The 26,450-nt window shown below is 53.0% G+C and carries 22 protein-coding genes; 11 read left to right on the forward strand and 11 right to left on the reverse strand.

The features are described 5' to 3' along the window. Positions 1 to 150: 150 nt before the first annotated feature. From glmS to gldD, 7 genes are all read left to right on the forward strand, one after another. Complete coding sequence (glmS, locus tag ACFPMF_RS22710) at positions 151 to 2,004, forward strand: glutamine--fructose-6-phosphate transaminase (isomerizing) (RefSeq protein ID WP_379849385.1); 1,854 nt, start codon at positions 151 to 153, stop codon at positions 2,002 to 2,004. A gap of 132 nt (positions 2,005 to 2,136) precedes the next feature. Then, a complete protein-coding gene (locus ACFPMF_RS22715) occupies positions 2,137 to 2,508 on the forward strand; it encodes a Rid family detoxifying hydrolase (RefSeq protein ID WP_379849387.1) in 372 nt (123 codons plus the stop codon). 101 nt (positions 2,509 to 2,609) lie between these two features. Further along, positions 2,610 to 4,145: a glutamate--tRNA ligase gene (gltX, locus tag ACFPMF_RS22720; RefSeq protein ID WP_379849389.1), complete on the forward strand. Its 1,536-nt coding sequence runs from the start codon at positions 2,610 to 2,612 to the stop codon at positions 4,143 to 4,145. A 105-nt stretch (positions 4,146 to 4,250) separates the two neighbouring features. After that, on the forward strand, positions 4,251 to 4,490 hold the full coding sequence (locus ACFPMF_RS22725) for a hypothetical protein (RefSeq protein WP_379849391.1): 240 nt from the start codon (positions 4,251 to 4,253) through the stop codon (positions 4,488 to 4,490). Between the two features lie 51 nt (positions 4,491 to 4,541). After that, complete coding sequence (locus ACFPMF_RS22730) at positions 4,542 to 5,321, forward strand: TIGR00266 family protein (RefSeq protein WP_379849393.1); 780 nt, start codon at positions 4,542 to 4,544, stop codon at positions 5,319 to 5,321. A gap of 62 nt (positions 5,322 to 5,383) precedes the next feature. Then, positions 5,384 to 5,674 (forward strand): hypothetical protein, encoded by a 291-nt coding sequence (locus ACFPMF_RS22735; RefSeq protein ID WP_379849395.1) that lies wholly within the window; start codon positions 5,384 to 5,386, stop codon positions 5,672 to 5,674. 106 nt (positions 5,675 to 5,780) lie between these two features. Beyond that, positions 5,781 to 6,362, forward strand: a complete 582-nt coding sequence (gene gldD / locus ACFPMF_RS22740) for a gliding motility lipoprotein GldD (protein ID WP_379849397.1) — start codon at positions 5,781 to 5,783, stop codon at positions 6,360 to 6,362. An 11-nt stretch (positions 6,363 to 6,373) separates the two neighbouring features. On the opposite strand, the gene ACFPMF_RS22745 is transcribed toward gldD, so the two are convergent. The 5 genes from ACFPMF_RS22745 to ACFPMF_RS22765 all read right to left on the reverse strand — a co-directional run bounded on the left by ACFPMF_RS22745 (position 6,374) and on the right by ACFPMF_RS22765 (position 13,032). Beyond that, the gene (locus ACFPMF_RS22745; protein ID WP_379849399.1) at positions 6,374 to 7,726 is read right to left on the reverse strand and encodes a TolC family protein; all 1,353 of its coding nucleotides are present in this window, start codon (positions 7,724 to 7,726) and stop codon (positions 6,374 to 6,376) included. Next, positions 7,716 to 10,823, reverse strand: coding sequence for an efflux RND transporter permease subunit (locus tag ACFPMF_RS22750; RefSeq protein WP_379849401.1), 3,108 nt, complete (start codon positions 10,821 to 10,823; stop codon positions 7,716 to 7,718). The genes ACFPMF_RS22745 and ACFPMF_RS22750 overlap by 11 nt, the downstream gene beginning before the upstream one ends. Before the next feature lie 8 nt (positions 10,824 to 10,831). Beyond that, positions 10,832 to 11,872: an efflux RND transporter periplasmic adaptor subunit gene (locus ACFPMF_RS22755; protein WP_379849403.1), complete on the reverse strand. Its 1,041-nt coding sequence runs from the start codon at positions 11,870 to 11,872 to the stop codon at positions 10,832 to 10,834. Between the two features lie 66 nt (positions 11,873 to 11,938). Beyond that, a complete protein-coding gene (locus ACFPMF_RS22760; protein WP_379849405.1) occupies positions 11,939 to 12,343 on the reverse strand; it encodes a ferredoxin reductase domain-containing protein in 405 nt (134 codons plus the stop codon). Between the two features lie 173 nt (positions 12,344 to 12,516). After that, positions 12,517 to 13,032 carry a Crp/Fnr family transcriptional regulator gene (locus tag ACFPMF_RS22765; RefSeq protein WP_379849407.1) on the reverse strand — a complete coding sequence of 172 codons (516 nt, stop codon included), beginning with the start codon at positions 13,030 to 13,032 and terminating at the stop codon, positions 12,517 to 12,519. A gap of 345 nt (positions 13,033 to 13,377) precedes the next feature. On the opposite strand from ACFPMF_RS22765, the gene ACFPMF_RS22770 reads away from it, so the two are divergent. Together ACFPMF_RS22770 and ACFPMF_RS22775 are read left to right on the forward strand one after the other, a co-directional pair. Continuing rightward, positions 13,378 to 14,052 (forward strand): hypothetical protein, encoded by a 675-nt coding sequence (locus ACFPMF_RS22770; protein ID WP_379849409.1) that lies wholly within the window; start codon positions 13,378 to 13,380, stop codon positions 14,050 to 14,052. Between the two features lie 431 nt (positions 14,053 to 14,483). After that, entirely contained in the window at positions 14,484 to 17,045 is a 2,562-nt protein-coding gene (locus ACFPMF_RS22775; RefSeq protein ID WP_379849411.1) for a TonB-dependent receptor, read from the forward strand. Between the two features lie 94 nt (positions 17,046 to 17,139). Here the strand turns inward: ACFPMF_RS22775 and ACFPMF_RS22780 are convergent, their stop codons facing one another. Then, positions 17,140 to 18,111, reverse strand: a complete 972-nt coding sequence (locus tag ACFPMF_RS22780) for an aldo/keto reductase (protein ID WP_379849413.1) — start codon at positions 18,109 to 18,111, stop codon at positions 17,140 to 17,142. A gap of 130 nt (positions 18,112 to 18,241) precedes the next feature. Here ACFPMF_RS22780 and ACFPMF_RS22785 point away from each other — a divergent pair, with 130 nt between their 5' ends. Together ACFPMF_RS22785 and ACFPMF_RS22790 are read left to right on the forward strand one after the other, a co-directional pair. Then, positions 18,242 to 18,541, forward strand: coding sequence for a putative quinol monooxygenase (locus ACFPMF_RS22785; protein WP_379849415.1), 300 nt, complete (start codon positions 18,242 to 18,244; stop codon positions 18,539 to 18,541). Positions 18,542 to 18,631: 90 nt separating this feature from the next. After that, the gene (locus ACFPMF_RS22790) at positions 18,632 to 22,204 is read left to right on the forward strand and encodes a carboxypeptidase regulatory-like domain-containing protein (RefSeq protein WP_379849417.1); all 3,573 of its coding nucleotides are present in this window, start codon (positions 18,632 to 18,634) and stop codon (positions 22,202 to 22,204) included. A gap of 28 nt (positions 22,205 to 22,232) precedes the next feature. On the opposite strand, the gene ACFPMF_RS22795 is transcribed toward ACFPMF_RS22790, so the two are convergent. The 5 genes from ACFPMF_RS22795 to ACFPMF_RS22815 all read right to left on the reverse strand — a co-directional run bounded on the left by ACFPMF_RS22795 (position 22,233) and on the right by ACFPMF_RS22815 (position 26,402). Then, a complete protein-coding gene (locus ACFPMF_RS22795; RefSeq protein ID WP_379849419.1) occupies positions 22,233 to 22,760 on the reverse strand; it encodes an acyl-CoA thioesterase in 528 nt (175 codons plus the stop codon). A 296-nt stretch (positions 22,761 to 23,056) separates the two neighbouring features. Then, positions 23,057 to 24,259 (reverse strand): DUF748 domain-containing protein, encoded by a 1,203-nt coding sequence (locus ACFPMF_RS22800; RefSeq protein WP_379849421.1) that lies wholly within the window; start codon positions 24,257 to 24,259, stop codon positions 23,057 to 23,059. A gap of 137 nt (positions 24,260 to 24,396) precedes the next feature. Then, positions 24,397 to 25,167 carry a pentapeptide repeat-containing protein gene (locus tag ACFPMF_RS22805; RefSeq protein ID WP_379849423.1) on the reverse strand — a complete coding sequence of 257 codons (771 nt, stop codon included), beginning with the start codon at positions 25,165 to 25,167 and terminating at the stop codon, positions 24,397 to 24,399. 110 nt (positions 25,168 to 25,277) lie between these two features. Beyond that, positions 25,278 to 25,643, reverse strand: a complete 366-nt coding sequence (locus tag ACFPMF_RS22810) for a hypothetical protein (RefSeq protein WP_379849425.1) — start codon at positions 25,641 to 25,643, stop codon at positions 25,278 to 25,280. Between the two features lie 51 nt (positions 25,644 to 25,694). Then, on the reverse strand, positions 25,695 to 26,402 hold the full coding sequence (locus ACFPMF_RS22815) for a PD-(D/E)XK nuclease-like domain-containing protein (protein ID WP_379849427.1): 708 nt from the start codon (positions 26,400 to 26,402) through the stop codon (positions 25,695 to 25,697). Between the last annotated feature and the right edge of the window lie 48 nt (positions 26,403 to 26,450).

The following is a 26,450-nucleotide window of genomic DNA, read 5'->3' on the forward strand; positions in this document are numbered from 1 at the left end:
ACTTCCTGGCTAAAAACCGCATGGTTTTACCGATTGTTTTGTATCTTTCTCAAAAACAAGTCGCTTTTTATCAGCAATTTAGGTATGTAAAAAGCCTTTTTTAACTATTTTAAAAAGTAGTTTTCACAGCACCATTTAATTTAAAAACCGATGTGTGGAATTGTTGCTTATGTGGGGCACCGGGATGCCGCACCGCTTATTCTGAAAGGACTCAAACGCCTGGAATACCGGGGATACGATAGTGCCGGGCTGGCGCTGCTCGAAGGCGAAGATCCCAATCAGCCGGGCTTGAACGTTTATAAGAAAAAAGGGAAAGTTGTTGACCTGGAAAACGAACTGGCCGGGAAAGAACGGCACGCTAGCATTGGCATCGGGCACACCCGCTGGGCTACCCACGGTGCCCCGAACGATGTGAATGCGCACCCCCACTACTCGCATAACCGGAAGCTGGCCATCATTCACAACGGGATTATTGAAAATTATGTATCCATTAAACAGAATCTGCTTCGGAAAGGGCATGTTTTCCGCTCCGAAACCGATTCTGAAGTACTCGTTCAGTTTATTGAAGACATTCAGAACGAAACCGGGTCGTCGCTGGAAGAGGCCGTTCGGCAGGCGTTGCTGGAAGTCGTGGGTGCTTATGCCATCGTCATCCTTTCGAAAGAAGATCCAACGCAGTTGATAGCCGCCCGCAAAGGCAGCCCGCTGGTGATCGGCGTGGGCGACAACGAGTATTTTTTCGCGTCGGATGCGACCCCGATTGTGGAATACACCAAAGATGTGGTTTATCTGAACGACCACGAAATTGCCGTGGTTCGCGACGGTGAACTCAAACTGATTACGCTCGAGAATACCCCGGCAACGCCTTACATTCAGAAAGTCGAACTGGAACTGGAAGCCATTGAAAAAGGCGGTTTTGAGCATTTCATGCTGAAAGAAATCTTTGAGCAGCCGCGCTCCATTGCCGACAGCATGCGGGGCCGTGTTCGGGCCGACGAGGGGCATCTGCGGCTGGGTGGTCTGCGGGATTACGTCGATCGGCTGGCGGCTTCGGAACGGATCGTCATCGTCGGTTGCGGAACCTCCTGGCATGCCGGACTGGTGGCCGAGTACATTTTTGAAGAACTGGCCCGGATTCCGGTCGAAGTTGAATACGCGTCGGAATTCCGATACCGCAATCCGATCATTCAGGAACGCGATATTGTGATTGCCATCTCGCAATCGGGCGAAACGGCGGACACACTGGCGGCTATTGAACTGGCCAAATCGAAGGGGGCGACCATTTTTGGGGTGTGCAACGTGGTGGGCTCGTCCATTGCCCGGGCCACCCACGCGGGGGCTTATACCCATGCGGGTCCGGAAATCGGGGTGGCCAGCACGAAGGCGTTTACGGCGCAGGTAACGGTTTTGACGCTCATGGCCCTCACGGCGGCCCATAAAAAAGGAACCCTTTCCGAAACGCTTTTCCGCCAACTGCTGGCCGAAATGGAGCATATTCCGGCGTTGGTTGACCAGGTTCTGCAAAAGGCCGAGAAAGTGAAGGAGATCGCCTACATTTTTACGTACGCCAAAAATTTTATCTACCTGGGCCGGGGGCTTAATTTTCCGGTGGCACTGGAAGGTGCCCTGAAATTGAAAGAAATTTCGTACATCCACGCCGAAGGCTATCCGGCAGCCGAGATGAAACATGGACCGATTGCGCTGATCGATGAGGATATGCCGGTCGTGGTGATTGCCACGAAAGACAGCTCGTACGAAAAGGTGGTTTCCAACATTCAGGAGGTAAAAGCCCGCAAAGGCCGGGTGATTGCCGTCGTTACGGAAGGCGACGAGCAGATTCGGAGCATGGTCGATTTTGTAATTGAAATTCCGAAGGTCCACGACATTCTGATGCCGCTGGTTTCGGTGATTCCGCTCCAACTGCTGTCGTATTACATTGCCGTGATGCGGGGCCGTAACGTCGATCAGCCGCGTAACCTGGCCAAATCGGTGACGGTGGAATAATCCGGTAGGCTTTCTGAACGAGCTGCAACGCCCGCATGGTTGGGAAAACCGTACGGGTCTGCGGTTTTTATTTGCCATGCGACGGTTTTGATTGCTAACTTGCAGCCTGATTTGTACAAAATCAACTTTCGTATGGCAACTAAAAAAATCATATTTTCCCCCGACGCTCCGGCACCCATCGGTCCTTACAACCAGGCTGTTATGGTGAATGAAACATTGTATGTTTCCGGTCAGATTGCACTCGATGTGGCCTCGTCCGGCGATATTCAGGCCGAAACCCGTAAAGTAATGGAGAACATCGGCGCTATTTTAAAGGTTGCCGGCCTGACCTTTGAGAACGTCGTAAAAGCTAGCATTTTTGTGAAAGACCTGAATAATTTCGGGGCCATCAATGAGGTGTACGGCAGTTTCTTTACCGCTGATCCACCCGCTCGTGAAACCGTCGAAGTAGCGCGGTTGCCGAAAGATGTGAATGTCGAAATCTCAGTGATTGCTGTTCAATAAATTAACAGGAAAAAGAGCATAAATAGAAGAAGGGAGAGCGGTTGGGTACCGCGTTCCCTTTTTCATTGTTGTTCTTTTCTTTCTACCTCTTTTCTTTAATTATGTCCGAAATACGCGTTCGTTTTGCGCCCAGCCCGACCGGGCCGTTGCACATTGGTGGGGTGCGAACTGCTCTATACAATTACCTGTTTGCCCGTAAACACGGCGGAAAAATGCTGCTCCGGATCGAAGATACGGACCAAAACCGCTTTGTGCCGGGTGCTGAAGATTACATTGTTGAATCCCTGAAGTGGGTTGGAATTGAAATTGATGAAGGGATAACGACGGGAGGCCCCCACGCACCCTACCGGCAGTCGGAACGCAAGGCCATTTATCGCGAACACGCCGAGCGGCTGGTGGCTGAAGGCAAAGCGTATTACGCGTTTGATACGGCTGATGAACTGGACGCCATGCGGAAGCGGATGGAAGAAGCCAAGGCGCCGTCGGCCCAGTACAACGCCATTACCCGGCGTCAGATGAAGAACTCGCTGACCCTCAAGCCGGAAGAAGTACAGACGCTGATCGATTCGGGTGCGCCTTACGTGATCCGGCTGAAAGTGCCGAGCAAAGAAGACATCCGGCTGAACGACCTGATTCGGGGCTGGGTGGTGGTTCATTCGTCGCAGATTGATGACAAGGTGTTGCTGAAATCGGACGGGATGCCCACGTATCACCTGGCTAACATTGTCGATGATCATCTGATGGGAATCACCCACGTGATTCGGGGCGAAGAATGGTTGCCCTCGGCGCCGTTGCACGTGTTGCTGTACCGGTTTTTGGGCTGGGAAAGCACCATGCCGCAGTTTGCGCACCTGCCGCTGCTGCTGAAACCCGACGGCAACGGCAAGCTCAGCAAGCGCGACGCTGATCTGGGCGGTTTTCCGGTTTTTCCGCTCGAGTGGACCGATCCATTCACCGGAACCGTGGCCCGCGGATTCCGCGAAGACGGTTATTTGCCCGAAGCATTAGTCAACTTTCTGGCATTTCTGGGCTGGAATCCCGGCACGGAGCAGGAAATGTTTACCATGGATGAACTGATTCAGGCGTTCAGTCTGGAGCAGATTCACAAGGCGGGGGCCCGCTTCGATATTCAGAAAGCCAAGTGGTTTAACCACGAGTACCTTCGGCAGCAACCCAACGAGCAACTGGCCGAAACGATTGTTGCCCACGCTACCGCCGACGGTTTCGAGTGCTCACCGGAGCAAGCCGCCAAAATTGCCGGGTTACTGAAAGAGCGCGTCAACTTTGCGAGCGAGATTTATGCCGAATCAGGCATCTTCTTCCGAGCCCCCCAAAGCTATGATCCGGCGGTTGTAACGGCTAAATGGAATGACGAAGCCATTCGCGCTTTGACCGCATTCAAAGATGCGTTAACTTCGGTAACGGAACCCCTTACGGCGGAGTTGGCAAAAACCACGCTGGCCGAAACCATGACCGCCATTGGGGTTAAGCAGGGTAAAATCATGCAGGTACTGCGGCTGGCCATTACCGGCGTTGGTGCCGGACCGGATTTGATGATGACCCTGGAAATTATTGGTAAACAGGCCACCATTGACCGGTTGCAAAAAGCGTTAACAGAGTTAGGAATTAAGAGTTAAGAGTGATGAGTGAAGAGTTGCTCCGCCCGGCGGTTGGCTGACGCATTCTACAATTGTGGAGCAACTCATCACTCTTAACTCATCACTCATAACTGAAAAAAGGAAATGGCAAAGAAAGGCGCGAAACCCGAAGATCCGTCGAATGACAAGCCCCGGGTTCACAAAGAACTGGAAGGGTTCGACATCAAGATCAATACCTTTGGCGAAATTACGACCAGCTACGATATTGATAAAATCAACGCGTTTCTGAACAAAACCGTTGACGATAAAAAACTCCGGAACCGCAAAGACCTGAAAGAAGGGGAGTCTGGGGAGGAGGAGGAGTATACCGATGAAGAAGAGTAAGTAAACCGGTTTTCTTAAACTTTAACTTTTAAGCTGTAATTCACATACTGCATGCGTTCCCACGAAATCGATTATCGCATCATCGGCGAAGATATTCAGGTCGTCGAAATTGAACTGGACCCGAACGAAACCGTCATTGCTGAAGCCGGTGCCATGTTGTTCATGGAAGAAGGGATTCAGTTTGAAACCAAGATGGGCGATGGCTCGCAGCCGAACCAGGGTTTTATGGGCAAGCTGTTTCAGGCCGGTTCGCGGCTGCTGACCGGCGAATCGTTGTTCATGACGCATTTTACCAACCGGGGGTACGGCAAACGGAAAGTGGCCTTTGCGGCACCGTATCCGGGCACGGTCATGCCCATTGATTTAGCCAAAATTTACGGTAATCAGCTGATTGTCCAAAAAGATGCCTTCCTGTGTGCCGCTCTCGGGACACAAATGGCCATTCATTTCAACCAGCGGATTGGTACCGGTTTATTCGGCGGAGAAGGTTTCATCCTCCAGAAAATTCAGGGTGATGGCATGGCCTTCATTCACGCCGGAGGGGTGGTGATGGAACGCCAGCTGAACAACGAAATGCTGCGGGTTGATACCGGTTGCGTGGTCGGTTTCGAACCGTCGATCAGTTTCGATATTCAACGCTCCGGTGGGCTGAAATCCATGGTTTTCGGGGGAGAAGGTATTTTCCTGGCCACGTTGCGCGGAACCGGCAAAGTCTGGATCCAGTCGATGCCGATTTCCAAACTGGTAGACCGGCTGTCGCCGGGTGGCGGACAGGCCCGCAAGGAAGGCGGCTCCGTATTGGGCGGCCTCGGGAATTTGTTTGAGGATTAATTTGTTACGACTCAGGGTTTACAAATTATCTTGAACTGATTCTGGTTCAGACATTAATTAATATGGAAGTTATTTGCGTAAATGACAATTTTCCGGCGCCGGTTCTGGCTTTTTATGCCGAATTTGGTGTCAAAACGCCTAAAGAGGATCAGATGTATTCGATCCGGATGGTTAAACGCCATACCAACGGCGAAACGGGCGTGTTGCTGGGCGAAATTCAGAACCCCGACGTGCCGGTAAAGCACCCGGTTTTGGGTGAAGTATGGTTTGAGCCTACGTTCAACATCAACCGGTTTCGGACGCTGCTGGGTCAACCCGTCCGGCAGGAAGAACTGGAAATGATCAACTCCTAAAGGATAGCAGTAAGTACGGTTTTCAAAACCGTGCAGGAATTGAAAAGCCCGGCACGAAACGGCCGGGCTTTTTCGTTTAGCTTTTTGTGTAACATTTCATCCATCCGTGACCAAATACCTTTTCGTCGTTTTTGCGGTTTTTCTGGCAGCCTGCGGAGGTCGCCATGCGGATAACTACGTCCCGAAACCCAAAGGCTACAACCGCATCGACCTGCCTCCGCATCGGTATCAGCCGTTGACGGAAGCGCACCCGTATACGTTTGAATATTCCAGAGAGGCCCGGATTTTACCGGATACCTTTCGGGGGGCGCAGCCGCACTGGATTTTTGTTCATTATCCCGAATTCAAAGCCAGTGTGCAGTTGACGTATCATTCTGTCCAGAACAGCGAAAAACGGCTGGCGGGGATGATTGCCGACTCCTACAAACTGGCGGCCATGCACAACGAAAAGGCCTACGGTTTTAAGGAAGAGGTCATCCAGCTTCCCTCCGGACTGAAAGCCGACGTATTGTCGATTACGGGTGAAGTGCCCAGCCAGTTGCAGTTTTTCACGACGGATACGACCACCCACTTCCTGCGGGGAGCCCTGTATTTCAATACCGCCACCCGCAACGATTCGCTGGCCCCGGTAATCGATTACGTCCGGAAAGACGTGCTTCACCTGCTTAAAACGCTACGCTGGAAGTAATCCCGACGGGGTTACAGCTCGCCCGTCAGGATTTTCAGATCCGACTGCGCCAGCCGGTAATTCAACTGGGCGGCCAGTAAATCGGCCTGCGCTTTTGCCAGTTGCGCCTGGGTCGTCAGGATGTCCGATGGCAGGTTGAGCCCGGCGGCTTTTCGGTCATTCTGCACTTTTAACTCTTCTGTCCGGTATTGAACCGCCCGTTGCGCGACGTTGATCAGGGCCGTGGCCTGATTGAGTTTGCGGTACGCTTTTTCGATGTCGTTGTTGACCTGTTCCTGGATGTTGGCAATGTTTTCCTGCGCCTGCTGCCGCAAAAAATGACGCTGGGTCAACACCTGTCTGTTGGAAAACAGATCCTGAATGTTCCATTTGAAATTGACGCCCGCAAAAGGGTTGTGTTTCGGGAACAGCAAATTGCCGCGCTGATAGGTATATCCGGCCACCAGCCCTACGTCCGGGCGGTAGCTTTGCTGAGCGGCTTTAATGCCCAACTCGGCTTTGTCGCGGCCCAGCGTGGCCAGTTTCAGATCGACATTGTTTTTGTTGGCCGTAGCCTTGGCGTCTTCCGGATTGGCCGTAGGGGTGGCCGACAGATCGACGCCCTCCAGGGCAACTTGATCCGCCGTTAAACCGGTCAGGTGTTTCAAGTCCGCCATGTAGTCGTCCAGCTGGATGTTCAGCTTCAGCAGGTTCTGCTCCTCATCGGCGATGCTGGCCTGCAGGCCGGCTTTGCTGACGTCGATGGTCTTGCCCGACAGCAGGGCGCTTTCTACATCGTAGAGTTTGAGGTTGGCCAGTTCGAGCTTCGCGCTGGCTTCCTCTTTCTGCTTTTGGGCAATCAGCATACCGTAGTATAACCGCTCGACACCCTGGCGGATCTGGAGGGCGACTTTTGCCTGTTCCTGCTCCGAAATCTGCACGTCGGTCTGGTCGATGGCGAGGCCGGTTTTGATTTTCCCCAACTGGGACAGCGGCTGGTAGGCCGTGGCGCCCGCGTTGAACGTGTGGTGTTCGCCCAGGTCGAACGTCTGCGTTTCATTCGGCAGCGCAATGACCGTGGTTGGATTCAGGGGGAGCGCGCCAAACGACCCTTGCGGAATGGCCAGTTGCCCCAGGTTGACATTATACTGGTAGGTCGAATTAACCGTGACCGATGGGTATTTTTTGACTTCGTCTTCCCGGACTTTGGACCGTTTTTCGGCCACCTGTAATTTTTTGATGTTCAGCGAACGGTTGTTCTGCAAGGCCAGGTCAATGGCCTTTTGTAAACTCAACGGTTCGGTTTGCTGTGCGTGGGCCAGCGTGGTCGCCATCACCAGCAGCAGGGTGGCGATATGTTTTTTTAAATGGCTATCAGATTTCATGGTGTGCGGGTTGACTCGCTACGACTTGATTCTCTTTTTTATCGCTGGGCTTTACCCAGGCGATGTACAAAACCGGCACGGTGAGGAGCGCCATGATCATGGACCACACCACCCCGACGGCAATCACACTGGCCAGCGGGCTCCACATCGGTGAGCCGGACAGGATCATGGGCAGAACGCCAATGGCGGCAGCCATGGCAGTCAGGAAAATAGGACGCAGCCGACGCTTGCCCGATTCGATGGCCGCCGTCCGGATATCCATGCCGTGCTGAAGCAATTCGTTGGTATGATCGACGAGAATGATGGCGTTCCGGACGACAATCCCCGACAGGCTAATCAGACCGACGAAAGCCGTAAATCCGAAGTTGTTACCGGTGAGGTACAGTCCGAACAGAGCGCCGAACAGGCTCAGCGGAATGGTGAGCATGACAATCGTGGCTTCTTTCAGGTTGCGGAACTGGAACAGCAGGATGAAGAAAATCAGCACCAGACTAATGACCAGGACCGTAATCATCTGGCTGAAGGTTTCCTGCTTATTGGCATATTCGCCCCCGTACTCGATACGGTACCCGGCTGGCAATTGAATTTTGGCAATGTCGGGCTGAATTTCTTTCAGCAGTTCGGCGGGCAGAACACCGTGGTGGGTTTCGCTCTGCACGGTCAGCGTCCGAACCCCGTTGCGGTGCATGATCTTGCCGGTTTGCCATTCGGGTTGAATAGCGGCAATCTGACGCAGCGGCACCCGGGCCTGGGTAACCGGCGATTCGAGATAGATATTCTGCAAATCGTTGGTAGTCCGGCGGTTTTGTTCGTTCAGGCGCAGGACAATATCAATACCGTTATTGCCTTCATACAGCGTCGTAACCGGCGCCCCGCTAAACCCGGTATACACCATTTGGGCAATGCTGGACGTGGTGAAACCCAGACGGTTGGCTTCGTCTTTCAGTTGAATGCTGATGCCGTAATAATCTTCCCGGAAATCGTTGCGAACCAGCGCACTACCGGGCGCTTTTTTGACAATATCCTGCACCTGCTGACCGATCTGTTTCAGGCGGTTCAGGTCTTCGCCGATGATGCGGACTTCAACCGGGGCTTTCAGGGGCTGGCCCTGCTGCATCAGTTTCACCTGCGGCATTCCTTCGGGAATCAGTTGCGCTACCTGATGCGCTAGTTCTTCCGACAGCGCTTCGGTCGTTTGCTCGGTGGTGGTGTTCACCAGAATCTGGGCGTAATTGCTGACGGGCACTTCCGGCGAAAAGTTGTAATAAAACCGGGGGGCGCTGGTACCGACAAACGTAGCAAACGACGTCACCCGCTCATCGTTCCGAATCAGGCTTTCCATTTTCTGGATGGCGTTTTCGGTTTTTTCCAGCTTCGTACCCGTGGGCATCCAGAGTTCAACGACAAACTGGTTCCGCTCGGCCGCCGGGAAAAACTTCTGACGCACCCCACCGAAATACAGAAGGCCTGCCAGCACAATCGTAATCAGGCTGACGCCCACAATCGGGGCCGGGTGTTTAACCGACCATTCCAGGGCTGCGTTATACCCGTTCTGCATCCGGTCGAGCAGCGAAAATTTCTTTTTAGGATTGGCTTCGACACTCGGATCGTGCAGGCCTTTTTTGATAAAGGTGTAACAAAGCAACGGAGTCAGCACCATGGCGACGATGAACGAAGCCGCCAGCGCAATCGCCACCGTCCACGGCAGGGCGTTGATGAATTCGCCCACTGCGCCGGTCAGCAGCACCATCGGCATAAAGGAAGCAATGATGGTGACCGTAGCCGCCAATACCGGGATGACCAGATCACTGGCGCTGCGCCAGGCCGCCGTCCAGCGGTCCATTCCTTCATCGAGCAGTTCGACGTAATTATCGGCAATCACAATGGCATCGTCCACCACCATCCCCAGCACCACAATCAAAGCCGCCAGCGAAACCTGGTGCAGTTCAATCCCAAACGCGTGCATGAGCGCGAACGTCACGGCCACCGTCATCGGAATCGCCATCGCGGCCACGGCGGCAATCCGGAACGGCAGCAGCAGGATCACGACAATGACCACCGAGAAAATCGCCAGGAAAAATTCGCCGATGAAGTGCGACACGTTGGCGTCGACCATCTGCGGCTGGTTTACAATCGTGCTTAGTGTAACGTTGGCCGGTAACAGGTTGGTTACCTCCGCAATTTTCTGGTTCACTTCCTCGCCGAACTGCACAATGTTGTTACCCTCGTGCATCTGGACGGTCAGCATCATGGCCTTGCGCCCGTTGACACTGATTTTACTCGTCGGCTCGGCATATTCCCGCTGCACGGTGGCCACATCGCCCAGCCGCACAATGGCGCCCGATTTTGAGGCTCCGACAATCTGGTTGGCGATTTCTTTTTCGGTATTGTAATAGCCGCTGGTGTACAGGGGCGTCTTGCTGTTCTCGGTTTTCAGATCGCCGGTTGCGCCAATGGTGTTCTGCGATTGCAGGAGCTTCACCACCTGCTGAAGGTTGACGCCGTACTGCGAGAGTTTCTCGGAATTGGACGAAACCGTAATCTGTTCCTTCTGCTCCCCGACGCGCTTGATTTTCGAAACCGCCTTGATGGTCCGCAGGTTGTCTTCCAGTTTCTGGGTGTAGTCTTTCAATTGCGCGTAACTGGCCTCATCGCTTTCAATGCCGATCACGAGTGCTTCGGTATCCCCAAAGTCGGAGTTGACAATCGGTCCGCGAACCCCCTGCGGTAAATCCAGTGTTTTGACCACCAGCAACTGGTGACGCAGTTTGCTCCAGAAGACATCCGGGTTCTTGACGTTCTCGCCCAGTTCGACGTTGACGACCACCATGCCGTCCTGCGTGGTCGAGTAGGTTTTGTCTTTCCGAACTTCCTCAAACTGAAACAGGTATTGTTCCAGTTTTTTCGTAACCTGATCTTCCACCTGGGCCGAATTCGCGCCGGGGTAATAAGCCAGTACCAGCCCCTGACGAACCGTAATTTTCGGGTCTTCCCGGCGCGGCATGGTCAGCAACGAGTTGACGCCCACCGCGAAGAGCAACAGCAACACCGACAGGGTGACCTGTTTGTATTTTAATGATGCCTGAACAAAATTCATCGCTGTGGTTAGTTAGTGAGTGAAATCAGCGTGCCGTCGCTGAGTTTTTGCTGACCGCCCGTTACCACGACCTCGTTGGCGTTAAGCCCCGACGTAATTTCAATCTGGTTGTTGATGAGTTGCCCAACGCTCACTTTGCGTTTGAAGGCTTTCTGCCGGGCCGAATCGACCACGAATACGTAGCTCTGGTTGTCGAGATCGTGCAGCACGGCTTCGGCGGGGAGGGTCAGCATCTCAGCTTTCTGGTTGGAAGCCAGCTTCACCTCGGCAATCATGCCGGGGCGAATCAGCTGTTTCGGATTGGGCAGTTCAATCTTGACCGTAAAGGCACGGGAGGTTACGTCGGCGGCTGAACCGACTTCGGTGATTTTTCCCGTGAATGTTTCGTTCAGGGACGACACCAGCACGGTAGCGGCTTGGCCTAGTTTAATGTTGTGCAGCTCATTTTCGGGAATGAATGCGTTGACATTGACGCGGCTGATGTCCGAAATGACGAACAGTGGGGTACCGACGCCCGTAATTTCGCCGACTTCGGCCAGCTTTTTCAGCATGACGCCACTAATCGGAGCGTATAATTTGGTATCGGAAAGATTTTTGGCCTGGAGCTGCTGCTGTGCCTGTGCCTGTTGCAGCCCAAAATTGACTTTGGCAAAATCGCTTTCACTCAGGCTGTTGCGTTCTCGCATGAGTTTCAGGCGGTTATACTCGTCGGTGACCTGGTTCACCTGCACATCGGCCATTTCCTTGGCAATGCCGTAGTTGGTGGGGTCAAGGCTGGCCAGCAGTTGGCCTTTGCGAACAAACTGACCTTCGTCGGCAGCAATGTAATTGATCTTCCCGGCGACCATAAAGCCGAGCCGGACGGTTTTACTGCCTTCAATATTTCCGCTGATGGAAATGTCGCGAGTCGCGTTCGTCTGGCTGATCCGGGAAGTAACCACCGGAATCGCCTTCGCCGTTTCGGGCGCATCCGTCGGGGTAGTTTTCGACTGGCAACCGCCCAGGAACAGGCTCGTTGTCAGGAAGAAATAGAGTTTGCTGCGTTTCATTGTGTGGTTTGTGATGGTAAGAATGACGGGGCAAAATTGGCGCCGGGGCCGAAGCTTTCTTTTCATCTATCTTAAAAAATGAAGCTTGATGGCTTTTTTTTCGACGTTCAGAAACAGCAACTGTTCCCGGACCGATGTCATGAATTCGTCCGTTCCGTAAATAAGGATACGTAATTCTTCCCGCGTGTTGGTATTCAGGATGGCTTCGAGCGTTTCCTGCGGTACAAACGTGAGCTCAGTCGGCTGACCGGTTTCGTAATAGGGAATGAACTGCGTCGGGAAATGGCGGCTTAAAATAGCGAGTTCCCGCTGAAAGACAGGTGGTTCGGCGGGAGAATGGTAAACCAGCGAAACATGGTTGGCCGGATGGGCAACCAGGCTGGACTTGAGGAGCGCAAACGCAGCACCCATTCCGGTTTCATCGGTGATAAACAGGAAATGGATGGTAGAAGCAGGATGAAGAGCTTGCATGGCTTATCCGTTTTGACAGTGCAAAGGACGGCTAGTCCGGCAGGCTTTCTTTTCATCTATCTTAAAAAATGAAGCCAAGGGGAAATTTATAGATATTCCCTGACTACGGCGCCAGCGTGTGTTGTCCGGCTACTTCCGTATTGTGCGGGTAAGCTGCAATCCGTGGCGGGTCTTTACCGCTGCGCCCGGATCACGCTCAGGGTTTGCTGCGTAATGCCCAGGTACGATGCAATATGGCCCAGGGGTGCGCGCAGGAGGATGTCGGGATAGGTTTCGAGCAGAATTCGGTACCGTTCCTGGGCGGTTTGAAATTGAATGGACTGAAATCGGTCGGAGAAGGCTTTGAGCATATCGATCAGCAGTAGGCGCATCAGCTTCTCCAGCTCGTCGGATTGGTCGATGTAGTGTTCCAGTTCAGCATAGGGTATGGTTCGAATGATACTGTTTTCGAGTACTTCAACGCCGTACGGTGAATTGTTGTGGTAAAAAATGCTTTCAATGGCCATGAAAAACGCATTTTCCGCAAAAAAGAAGTGCGTTATGTCTTTCCCTTCGTCTTTCAGGTAATACGTTCGGATTAACCCTTTTTCAACGAAAAACACCTTCTGGGAGCGGTTGCCGGGTTGCAGCAGTTTGTGGTGTTTCGGGCATTCCTCCCGTTTGAAGGCCTGTTCCAGTACGGTTTCCATTTCCGGCAAAAGTGTTACTCTCTGTTTCAAGTAGGTAATCAGTTCCATCCAGGTCAAAAATTAGGGTGGGACAATAGCCGGACTGGCTTTGGTACGTGCCCCAGCAAGCCGCCTTCCGGAGCCTGTAGGCAACGTGGTAAAGAACGCAATTAAATCGGGAAAACCGAATTGGGGCAGCCGGGGTGGGTGAAATTAACCGAAAAGAATACCGATCGCAGCCGTTGTCTGATAAAAAAGTGTTGAAAATCAATTCACTATTTTGTATCTTTATAACCCTTTTCGGGAATTTAACCTCTTGGTATTCACGAACCCTGGCTAATCAAAACCGCCGACTGAAAATCCGCTATGAGACGCACAAAATTTAATCCGAATCAATTTCAGATCGATTTCCTGGCTGCGTTTCGGCGTATGCTCGTTAGTCTGGGGGATTCGCAGAACTTACTCGTCAACGAAACGATTTTTGTCAAACTGAGCGATCAGTGGGAAAACAACCGGCAACTTCCGGCGGATTTGCTATTCCACAAGAGTCCGGTTGAAGCCGTGGTGTACCGGCTGTCCAAAACCGATGAGCGACTGCAGTTTCCTGAAGACCTGGTTGCGGGCGATTTGCGGGGCATTCCCGGCCTGACGGGGTTTGCGGCCAAGTTCCGGGAGCAGGGCTGGGTGATCTTGCCTAATGAACTCGCAGGGGCTTACAAACAATTGTATCTGCATATTCTGACGGCAGCATTGGGCCTGGAGCACTTGTACGCTAATCGTACGGAACTGCTGGCCGAAGCGGAAAAAGTAGCGCTGGCGGCCCTATTGCCCGAAACCGAAATCCGGAGTTTCTTCGGTGTGCGGCTGTCGCGTTTCCCCGATAGCTTCCGGATGGATGTGTCCAACTATTTCAACCTGCCGTTTGAGTCGGTACTGAAACGGGCGCACCAACTGGAAATTATTTCCGATGCCGTGCTGGAAGGCGCTAAGAATGACGCTATCCGTACAACCCGCCGTACGCCGGTGAAGAAAGTCGCCTGATTAGAAACCGTCCCAGGTTTGGATTCGCCTTGTTGTTGAGTAGGACTATTTAAAGAATATACGGTTTTTACAAAAACTTTTTGTGCCATCTGTTGGAAATCGACAGATGGCACATTTTTTTTGCTAAAAACTACTAAGTCAATAGATTTTAAGTGGTATAAATCCCTATAGTCTATCTAATGGAGTAGTTAGTACTTGTCAATCAATCAACCACCAATGAGAAATTCACGATCTGCTTTTTCCTGTCAAAACTCCTGTTGGCCGTATCGCCGTTAAGTTACCCCCCTGATTATCCTTAAATAACCTTCATCACCAGTTGAATACGTTTCGCATCATTGCCTATAATATCTATAGATCTTATAGTAAAATGGAAATGTAACTAAAATTTTCTGAGAAGGCGCAAGCGAATTAACACCAAACACGGTTTTACAATGAAACAATTTTTCAAGTTTATATTTTGGATAGGGGTGATCTTATTACCTCTGGTGGCGGCCGCCCAGCAACCCACGATCAACGCAACGATTTCCGGTAAGGTGCTCGATGCCACCAACAATGAACCCCTGGTGGGAGCAACGGTTACCATCAAAGGAACGACTAATGGGGATGCGACGGATGCCAATGGCGAGTTTAACCTGGTTACGGGTCAAAAACTCCCCTTTACTTTAATCGTTACGTTTGTTGGCTACATCAAAAAGGAAGTCTTGATCAACGGAAGCAATGTGGAAATCAAGCTTGATCCAACCACCACGCAGCTGGAAGACGTTGTGATTTCCTCGCGTCGTCGCCAGGAGTCGGCCCAGGAGGTACCGATTCCCATTTCGGTGATCGGGGGGCAGCGGGCCGAAGATGCCGGTGCCTTTACCGTAAACCGTCTCAAGGAGTTGGTGCCTACGGTTCAGTTATACGCATCCAATGCCCGGAATACTACGCTGAACATTCGTGGGTTGGGATCGACCTACGGGTTGACCAACGACGGAGTGGATCCGGGCGTGGGTTTCTACGTAGACGGTGTTTACTACGCGCGTCCGGCGGCCACGGCACTCGATTTTATCGACATCGAACGCGTTGAGGTCCTGCGCGGACCCCAGGGAACGCTTTTCGGAAAAAACACCACGGCGGGGGCATTCAATATTACAACGCGGGGGGCTGGCTTTACGCCCGGTGGCAACTTTGAATTGAGCTATGGTAACCTGGGTTTCATCCAGGCGAAGGGATCGGTGACGGGTCCGCTGAGCAAAAAACTGGCGGCTCGTGTTTCGTTCACGGGAACCCAGCGGAACGGCACGTTCTTTAATGTGCACACGCAGTTGCCTATCAACGATATCAATAACATCGGGGTCAGGGGGCAATTATTGTATACGCCCAGCGATAACGTAAAAATCACGCTGATCGGCGATGTTTCGGATCAGAAACCCACGGGTTACGGCTGGCCGGTTGCGGGCGTGGTGACTACCCAGCGGGCCGCTTATCGCCAGTTTAACGCCATTATTGCCGATTTAGGTTATACGCTGCCTTACAAGAGCGCCTTCGAACGGAAACTGGATCTGGATACGCCTTCCAAGGCCGATAACCAGTTGGGGGGCGTTTCGGCCAACGCCGATATTAAAATCGGGAACGGCACCCTGACCGCTACATCGGCCTGGCGGTACTGGAAATGGACGCCTTTAAATGACCGCGATTATATTGGATTGCCGGTCTTTACGATTTCTTCGGGTAATTCCGTACACGACCAGTGGTCGCAGGAAATCCGCTATTCCGGGAAGGTTTCTCCGAAACTGAGTGGGGTAGTGGGTTTATTTGGCCTTTGGCAAGACCTGAAATCAGACCCGGTACAAACGGAAGAAGCCGGTTCAGCGCAGTGGCGGTTTGCCCAGAGTACCACCAGCCCGCTCTGGAATACACCCGGGTTGTTCGACAACTTTGGTATCCGCACCACCAACCAAATCAAGAGCACGAGTCTGGCCATCTTCGCGCAGGCAGACTGGGCCGTGACGGATAAACTGCATGTGATGCCGGGGGTACGTTACAACTATGACAAAAAGGTAGTGGATTACAGCCGGGTGACGTATGGTGGTTTGCAAACCACCGACCCCGCCCTGCTCGCCCTGAAAAACGGTGTTTATACCAACCAGGCTTTTAACACGGATTACGCCAAAGGAAATTTCTCCGGGCAACTGTCGGTCCAATATAGAGCCACTGCCAATTTTAATGCGTATGCTACCTATTCGATTGGTTTTAAGCCAATTGGGGTTAATGTGGGCGGTTTGCCTACGGCAAATGGACAGGTGTTGGTTGATCTGGCTAATGTGAAGCCCGAATACGTGGATCACAAGGAGTTTGGTATAAAAACCAAACCGTCGGGAAATTCGGTCCTGAACCTGACGATCTATCGTTCGGATATCAAAGATTACCAAACGCAGGTGCAGACGCCGGAACCGGGTGTAAACCGGGGGTACCTGGCCAATGCGGAGAAAGTGCGGGTGCAGGGAATCGAACTGGATGGGAATGTCCGCTTTACCAACCTGGTCCTGAATGCCGCTGTTGCTTACACCGATGGTAAATATGTACGGTTTATCAATGCGCCGGTGCCGCTGGAAGAAGTGGGAGGACCGCAAGCGTTTAAGGATATTTCGGGTGGCCGACTTCCGGGGATCTCTAAGTGGTCGGGTTCGATAGGGGGTGAAGTAACCACCCGGGGAACATTCGTTGGCCTTAAAGGAATTTACTTTTTAGGTGTTGATGAATTTTTTCGGTCGGAATTTTCTTCAAGTCCATCGCCTTCAAAGTATCTGAATATTGATGGCTATGCACTGACTAATGCCCGGCTGGGTTTCAGAGCTTCCAACGGCCTTACCTTCTTCTTGTGGGGGAGAAATATCTTCAACAAGGACTATTATGAGCAGCTATTGGCGGCTCCCGGAAGCTACGGACAATATGCCGGCATCGTGGGCGACCAACGTACTTACGGCGTAACCATACGGTTTACGTACTAGAATGAAGAGTGAAGAGTTATGAGTGAAGAGTTAAATCCGTCAGCCAACCGCCGGGCGTCCCACTCTTCACTCATAACTCTTCACTCATAACTCCCTATTGGCTCCATTCGGTTGGGGTGCGATCCCAGCGGTGGCCTTTCAGCTGCTGAATCAGTTCGGGGGATAACCCTTTGGCGTCGCTGGCGGCCATGTTGGCTTCCACGTTCCGGAGTTTACGCATACCAGGAATCGTTGTGGCAACGTCCGGATTGCTCAGAATGAAACGCAGGGCCATTTCAGGCATCGTCATATCGGCCGGAATCAACGGTTTCAGGGCGTCGGCGTGGTCAACACTGGCGTTGAGGTTTTCCGGTACAAAATACGTTGAGCGCCAGTCGTCGGCCGGGAACGTCGTTTCCTTCGTGAAGGTACCGGTCAGGGTCCCTTCATCGAACGGCACGCGGGCAATAACGCCGATGTTCAGGTCGCGGCAGAGCGGAAACAGATTATCTTCCGGTGCCTGATCGAAAATATTGTAGATGACCTGAACGGCATCAATGAGGTTGGTCCGCAGGGTGTTCAGGCAGTTGTCGGGTTCCCAACGATTGACCGAAATACCCCAGGCCTGCACTTTTCCTTCTTTTGTCAGCTTCGTGATGGCTTCTTTCCACTCGTCACGGTCGGCCCAGCCGTCTTCCCAGACGTGAAATTGCTGCAAATCGATGGTTTCGACGCCCAGATTTTTGAGGCTTTTTTCGGTGTATTCAACAATGTAATCCGCCGGAAAAACGTCGTTCAGGGCAAAGTCGGGTTTCGACGGCCATTTGCGGTTTTTCGGTGGGATTTTGGTGGCAACGTATAACCGCCTATCGCTGTAACGCTTCAGCAAATCACCCAGGATGCGTTCGCTCAGTCCTTCGCCATACCCCCAGGCCGTATCGAAAAAATTGCAGCCCAGTTCGACGGAACGGTTCAGCGCCTGATCAACCTCCTCCCGTTCGGAGCCTGTCCAGCCGGCCAGTCCCCACATGCCGTAACCAATTTCACTCACTTGCCAGCCGGTGCGGCCAAACGTACGGTATTGCATTTTGAGTTAAGAATTAAGAGTGATGAGTTAAGAGTTATATTGCAACGAGAGCACAATACATTCAGCCACTAATTTTGGAAATGCAATTTTGAACTTTTAACTCTTAATTCTTAACTCATCACTCAAATTTATGTTGATCCGCATTGTTCGAATGACATTTCTGGAGAAAAGAACGGCTGATTTTCTGGCAATTTTCCAGGAATCGAAGCACAAAATCCGGACGTTTCCCGGTTGCCTGCACCTGGAACTTCAGCGCGATCTTGACCATCCGGCGGTTTTTGTGACCTACAGCCATTGGGAATCGGCGGAAGCCCTGGAAACATACCGGCAGTCGAGCCTGTTTAAAGCCACCTGGGCGGCTACGAAAGTCCTCTTTGCCGGGCGGCCGATGGCTTTTTCCGTCGAAAACGTGGAAACCGTAACGGCTTGAGCCTAACTTATTTACAGGATGTATCTTTTCGGGTATTCCATGGTATTGTGCTAAGGAACACGTATTTTTAAGTGATCTTTTCCGGAACCTATGAAGGCCTCTTTCACCGACTGTGTTCGTAAGCTGCTCTGCGGGTGGTGGTGGGTCTTTATGGCATATACCGGCGTGTCGGCCCAGGAAACCGCCGTCATTAGTGGTAAGGTAATTGACCAGCAAACGCGGCAGCCGTTGCCTTTTGCCAACGTTTATCTCAACAATTCGACCCGGGGAACAACCACCGACGAAAAAGGCCATTACCGGCTGACGCACGTTCCGCTCGGCACCATCGAACTGGTCGCTTCGTTTCTGGGCTACCAGCCCGCCCGGCAGTCGGTCCGGCTGGAAAACAGTCAGCCCCGCGTCCTGAATCTGGAATTGAAAAGTACGGGCGTCACGCTGGCGGATGTCACGGTGAAGGGCAAACGCGACAAGACCTGGGAGCGCCATTTCCGGGAATTTGAACGCGAACTGCTCGGCAAAACGCCGTTTCGGAACCAGTGCGAAATCCTGAATCCGGGGGTACTCCATTTTACGTACGAAAAAAACACCCTGCGCGCAACGGCTACCGAACCACTGCTTATCGAAAACCGGGCGTTCGGTTACCGCATTCAGTACGATATGCAGTATTTTGAAGTAATCACCAATGGAGTCATGTATTTCGCCGGGACCACCCGCTTTGAAGAATTAAAACCGACGGATGCCCGGCAGGCACAACGCTGGCAGCACAACCGTCAGCGGGCCTATCTCGGCTCAACGCGTCACCTCATTGCCAGCCTGATTGCCGGAACGTACGAAAAAGAGGGTTTTATTATCTACCGGGTGAACCCGAAGATTCCGGAGAAAACCAATACGGCCAGCCTGTTCTGGGACATCAACCGCCATTTACTGGACATTAACCCCGATTCCCTGATTCGGCCGGGACGCCTGTCGTTTGAACGAAAACTGGTTACTGACACGCCCCTGAAGGTTTTTTACAGCCGTATTCTGACGGGGCCGACGCAATACCGGGATACGCCGTACGCCTTTACCGAGTTCCGGTTTCCGCAGGGCATGAGTGAGGTGACCGTCGATGGCCGGATAACGCTGCCGCTCGGCATGCTGGCAATGGGTTACCTGGGCAACGACCGGTTTTCGTCCCTTTTGCCCGCCGACTGGCAACCCAGTGCGAACACCACAAAACCGGATTCGGCGGTCGCGGCACCCATCGAAGGGCAGATTCTGGCCTCCGATTACCGGCTCGATTCACTGTTTCGTCACTGGAAACAGGCCCATCCGTATCAGGCACCATCTGTTTTTGCGCATATCGATAAACCGTTTTACCTGACCGGCGACCGGCTTTGGCTGAGTGCCTACGTGCTGGACCCCGCCACCTCGCAGCTTTTTTTCGGGGAGGGCGCCCTGCATGTCGATGTGCTGGCTCCGGGGGGCAAGCTGGTGCAGCACCAGTGGCTGCGCATCAATGATGGACGGGCTGCGGGGGACTTTCGGCTATCGGATACGCTGACTACCGGGGTGTACCGGCTGCGGGCTTATACCGACGAGGATTATGCCTCCTCCCGCCCGGCGTTTGAACGAACGATCAACGTCTATAACCTGCTGAATGGGACCGACGCCCGGGCAGCATTCGGTTCAGCCGGGCTGGATCTTCAGTTTTTGCCGGAAGGAGGGCGCTGGGTAGCGGGCTTACCGGCCAGACTGGGCTTTAAAGCCGTCGGTCGGGATGGCCGCGGGAAAACCGTATCGGGCCGGATTCTGGACGGGCAGGGGCGGGAAGTGGCCCGGTTTGCCAGCAATCGGTTGGGCATGGGAAGCGTCGTAATGCGTCCCGTCGGGGGAGAAACCTACCGGGCCGAAGTGCAATCCAACGGCCCGACGCAACACGTTACCCTACCGCCCGTTGAGCCGCAGGGATTTGTACTGATGGCGGATATGGTGAGCGATTCAACCGAACTGGACGTTCGGATTCTGGTTAACGGTCCGAAACCCGATCCGGTAATTTACCTGACGTTTCAGAGTTATGGGCAACTGGTGCAGCGGACCAAAATGAAATTGCAGGAGGGCAAAGCCCGTCTGGGCCTGCCGATGAGCGTTTTGCCCCCCGGTTTGTGCCAGCTAACGCTGTATGATGCCAATGGTCAGCCGCGGGCCGAACGGATCGTTTATATTCCGGATCAAACGCCACCAGTGCAACTGGGTCTGGTGGCCGATAAGCCGAAATACACCCCCCGCGAACGGGTTGTGCTGACCCTGAAGCTGACGGCCAGCGCGGAGGCTTCGTCTGTCGCCATGTTATCGGCGGCCGTGACCGATGCGGATCAGGTGCCCGACGATTCCACGACGGCGGATATTCGAACGCACTTGTTGCTAACGGGCGATTTGCGCGGACGCGTCGAGGAACCCGGTTTTTTCTTCAAAGATACGACGGCGGCCACACGCCGGGCGCTCGACGATCTGCTGCTGACGCAGGCATGGCGCCGGATCGGACTCCGAAAACCGGAAAATCCGGCGGATACGCTGGGGGGTATTGTGTTCAGCGGGCGCGTGGTGGACGAAAACCGGCGGCCCATTCCGAACGCGGAACTGCTGCTGGCGGCACCCAATTCGTCGCAGCCGATTCCGCATTCGATCGGGACCAATGCCTACGGCCGGTTTCGTATGGCGGGTCTGGGCGTGATGGATACGCTGAAACTACTCGTGCAGGTGATGAATCAGCAATTCAAGGCCATTAAAGGCACCGTCGAACTGGATACCGCGGGCCGCGTCTGGGCGTCGGCAGACCATATGCCGGAACCGGCCCCGGACTGGCTCCAGTTCCAGCACCAGCTTGAGGTGGCCCGGTTGCGGCAGGAGGCCGACCCGGGGCAATACCGGGACAAACAGGCCAAAGTTTTGAAGGAAGTGACGATTAAAGGCTATCGGCCGAACGAGCGGGCCGACCATAACGACCGAAGGAGCTTGCACGGCTCGGCCGATGCGGTACTGGTTTTTGACGAAAAATCCCCTGCATTTGCCAACGTCTACGAAATGCTGATCGGGCGGGTACCGGGTGTTCAGGTGAAGAAAACCATGAGTGGTTATATCGTCAATATCCGGAATGCGGTTTCATTCGGAACAAATAATTCAATGCAGGTGCAGGCACCCCTGTATATTCTGGATGGCTCCTATTTGACCGAAACACCCGATGGAAATGCCCTGTTGAGTCTGAATCCCAACGATATTGAACGGATTGAAGTCCTGAAAAATGCGGCTACGTCGGCTATTTATGGCGCGCGGGCGGGGAGTGGCGTCATTGCATTTTATACGAAACGGGGGCCGCGGAAACCGGAAAAGACGGAGGCCAGTGTGGGCTTAAACCAGTTGTCCTTCATTGGTTTTCCGGCACAGCGGGAGTTTTACATGCCGCGCTACGGCGATACTTCCGGTACGGTTTTGCCTGAACTGAACGCGCCTATCGACCGACGGGACGTTTTGTACTGGAAACCCTTCGTACAAACCGACTCCAAAGGCAGTGCCAATCTGGCGTTTCCGCTTTCCGACGTCGTGCGAACCCTCCGGGTGGTTGTGCAGGGCATTACCACCGATGGCCGGCCGGTGGTAGGGATTACTAAAATCAGGGTACAGTAAACCGTATGCCGACAACCGGTAAACTGTCTCATCCTTCGTCGGTGACGCCAAAAAGCGCCCGCAACTCCTTGGCCTCCTGCGGTTTCATCCGCCCGGCCAGCACCAGTCGTAATTGTCGGCGACGTAAGGCGCTGGTATACAGGTCTTTCTCGGCGTCCGTTTCGGGGATTACCGGCGGTACTTCGATCGGCCGGCCGTTCTGATCAACGGCGACAAAGGTGTAAAAGGCCCGGTTGGTGCTCACCCGTGTTCCGGCGGGAATGTCTTCGGCCCAGACTTCGATGTTGACCTCCATCGAGGAGTTGAACCCCCGTGTTACCTTGGCCTGCATCGTAACGATATTGCCTAATTTGATCGGTACCGAAAAGGAAACGTTATCGACCGAAGCCGTGACTACAATGCGGTTGGAATGTTTCTGGGCGGCAATGGCGGCACAAATGTCCATCCAGTGGAGCAATCGGCCTCCCATGAGGTTGTTGAGGGTATTGGTGTCGTTGGGCAACACCATTTCGGTCATGGTTGTCAGCGATTCGCGGGCGTATTTGGGTTGCGGCATAGCGGCATTTCAAGCGTTTATAAAGCAAACGGTTTGCGGCCGGACCCTGTTGTGCAAATGTGTAGGGACTGCCAGGCCGGATCGGAGCAAACCGGGTTGCAAGATAGCGGATAATTGCCGTGGTTGGTCAGGCAAGGCGCTGTCCTCCGTGCTGTATTTGCTGCTTATCCGGTATAAAACCTGAGCGCAGGTGTTGGTGATCATCCGGTTTACGGCCTGGCCGGAATGCCATAAGAACAGCAAATGGGGAGAGAAGATAACCCTATGGCGTTGCTAACCTGCCAGGATTGGCGGTTTTATCTGGCGTCCTTCTCCTTTTTTCGGGCTTCTCTCCGTTCCTCGCGTTTTTTCTGACGGGCTTCTTTTCGTTCTTCCCGTCGTTCTTTGCGTTCGGCTTTCTTCTTTTCGCGTTTGGCTTTGTAGTCCTCTTTCAGCGTTTCGACAGCATCCTTAAAGGTGACCGTATTGTCAAATTCCTTGGTGAATGCTTCGACATACGCGTTACGGAGTACGCCGATGATGATGGGCCAGATTTCGGTTTCCGTATTTTCGACGGTACCCCGCAGGGGAATCCGGGTAGCCACCTGATCGCGTTTCTGATTTTCCAGAATTTCGCTCCCCCCTTCGGCCAGGAGTTCGGTAAAGAAGCGTCCGACGGTTCGATGATCCTCCGGTTCTTTGAGCTTGAAAATCTTCATGCCTTTGGTGAGCGGTTTGAAATAACCCACAAACCGGCCGTCGTACATGGCCATTTCACTAATGACACTGATCGTTCCTTGCTCAAAATCGATATTGCCGTACTTCCGCGCCAGGTCGTTGAGTTTGACGAGCTGAAGGTTGTCAAAGCTAAGGTTGTAATTGAAATCGGGGATCTGTTTGAGCAGGTTCATCCCCGCTTCAAACTTCATGGTACCTCCCCAGCCCGGTACGTCGCCCGATGCCGTTACGGGTGAAGGCAATTTGGATTGTTTGTCTTCCACATTCCGGATGTTGTGGATGTCGACGTTGAATTTTTCGAGCGAAAGGTCGGTTTTGGTGGCTTCGAAGAGGTTGACCAGATCCACTTTTCCATTGTAAGCGGCAAACCGGTTGATTTGGATGGGCAACAAATCTTTGACCAACTTGGTCCAGTCGAGTTCTTTACCCGTCTGGCTGGCCTGCTCATTATTGCTGAACGCAAAGTTCAGTTCAGGCTGGTAACATTCTACTTCACCGACCAATGCTCCTTTAAACAGGGATTTCCATTCGACAGACAGGTCGATCTTGGGCACATATAAAAACGGCTCTTTGATTTTACCGTTGATTTTCCGGATGCGCAGGTCTTCGATCTGGTACGATCCCCGGATGAGGGCAATATCGACATCTTCAACATGGCCAGTGTAAGAGCCCATATCCGCCATCAGTTTATTGACATAGCGGAGAACGAAATAGGGCAGCAACAATCTGGCGACGATCAGCAGGACAACAATGGCCAGAATAATTTTTGTGGAGCGTTTCAAAGCAACAACGGATTAATGTTGCCTATAAAACTGAAAAATGGCTGAAGGGTTATAACAAAGCCGTTCCCGCAGCCTTTAGGAAGGTGTCTGATAGCCTGAACGATAAAGCAACGCACGGCCTAAAGGCTGCGGGGTGATTAGCGACGGCTGGGGGAAAACTTCCGGCCGTCCAGCGTGGCATATTTGAAATCCGCCGGTCCGCCGAAAACCGTGTCTTCGAAGCTGGAGTTGCGGGGCAGGTGCGTGTATTTGAAGTCCGCCATGCCGTCGAACCGCGCTGTCCGGAAATTGACGCCTTCGTCAAACTTGGTGTATTTAAAATCGGCGTAGCGGTCGAAGCGGGCTTTCTGGAAGGTAATATCTTCTTTAAAACCGGTGTATTTAAAGTTACCCAGGTTGCCAAACCGGGTGTTGCTGAAATCGGCCACGGACCGGAATTTGGCGTACTTGAAATTGGCTTCTTCCCGAAAACCGGTGCCGGTAAACAGTGCCCGTTGTTTGAAGTCCGAGTATTTAAATTCCGATTTCTGCTCAAACGTACAATTTTCGAATGTGACGACTTCGGAAAAATGCGCTGCGTACGTCACCCCCTCTCCGCCCCAGCGACGGCCTTGCTTGTCGATATGTTTGTAGGCCAGGAAATCGTTTTTGAAGGTACAGTTGCGAAAGGTAACCGGCGTTTCGACCACACTCTCGTAGGCTTCGTTTTCGGCCCAGCTATTGTCAGCGCGTCTTTTGTTGGCGAGTTCTGTCAGGTCGAGGGTGCCGGTAATGGTCGCGTTTTCGTAGGAGATAACCTCTTTTCGGTTGATTTTGGCCAGAATTTCTTTAGCATCGACGGTGCGTTGCGCCCAGGCCGCCGGGAAAAACGTCAGGATGAAGAGGAGCGTCGTCAGTAGTGTTTTCATAAGGGAGACAATCAAGTTCTCCCTAAGGATGAAAATTGCTCTGCAAAGGTTGCACGTCCCACAGACGCGGACACGCAGGCCGGCCTGCGTGTCCGCGTCTGTGGGGTACGTTAGGGAATCCAGAGAGCTTTTTCGTACGCCGTGTCGTAATCGAATTCTTCCAGCGGCACAAAGTCGGCGAATTTCCCCGCTTCGTTCATCCGGATCGCGTACCAAAGACCCGTGGCATCCCGGAGCAGTAACCGGTATCCGTAGAGCGGGTGAAAGGTGTGGGCGTCGGTGCGGTGATCCCAGCCGGTCTGGAGTTCGATGGCGAAGGCAATCTGGGACAGGGCCTCGTCGATATACGCCATCAGACTTCCAAAACCGTCCAGTTCTTCAATCCAGATGACCAGTCCATCGATTCCCCAATCGAATAACGGGGCCGAAGAGGTCCGATCGGACGATTCGGCCAGAAGGATATCGTTTGTTTTCATGGATAAATTCGGGTTCGCATTCGAGTTCAGACAACGGATGACCGGAGGGCGTCAGGAGGCTTGCCGGAGCCAGAAACCGGTTTCTTCGGGCTGTTGCTCTTTCCATTTCCGGAGCCAGAACCGGTATTTTTTTCGCCCATAGTCCACAAAATCCGGAATCGAGGTAGCATCGACCGCAAAAAGCCGGTGTGGTTTCTGCTTCTGAACACCAATCAGGATAAAGCGGAACTGACGCGTCTGCGCCCATTCCCGGCTCTCGGCATGACGCAGACTATCGATGTAAAAAGCCGCCTGCCGGTCGTAATCATAATCGTAACAGCTCTGCAGAAACTGGCTTTGCGTGCGGGCGGAGGTCGTTTTGAAGTCCAGAATCAGGGCATTGCGGTTTTTGGGACTGGTATAAACCATATCCAGCCGGGCTTTACAGGCCAGTTCGGTTACCGGGTCGGTAAAGAGTACCGTCCGTTCGCGCTCCGATTTCCGGAGATACCGCCGGCAGAATGAGTCACGCCGAACCTGCTCCGTCAGCAACTCCAGCCGCCCCGATTCCACCGGTTTCATGTCGGGCAGGAGCTGCTCGATAATGTCCCCAACGCGCTCGGGCTCGAGCAGGTGTGAATGGAACGCCCGCCCGAACTGCATGGCTCGCTGCGGAACAAACCGGTTTGAAGTGTAGCCCAGGTATTCTTCCTTTAAACGGGTCAAATCGGAATTGGAAACCCGCGGAATGGAACGATAATCGATAAGTTCAGCAATCATAACGGACTAACTTTTAATGAAGAAGAAAAATCGGAGCCTGGTGCCGAA

Origin of the sequence: Larkinella bovis, from assembly GCF_042655385.1 — a bacterium.
GTDB lineage: Bacteria > Bacteroidota > Bacteroidia > Cytophagales > Spirosomataceae > Larkinella > Larkinella bovis.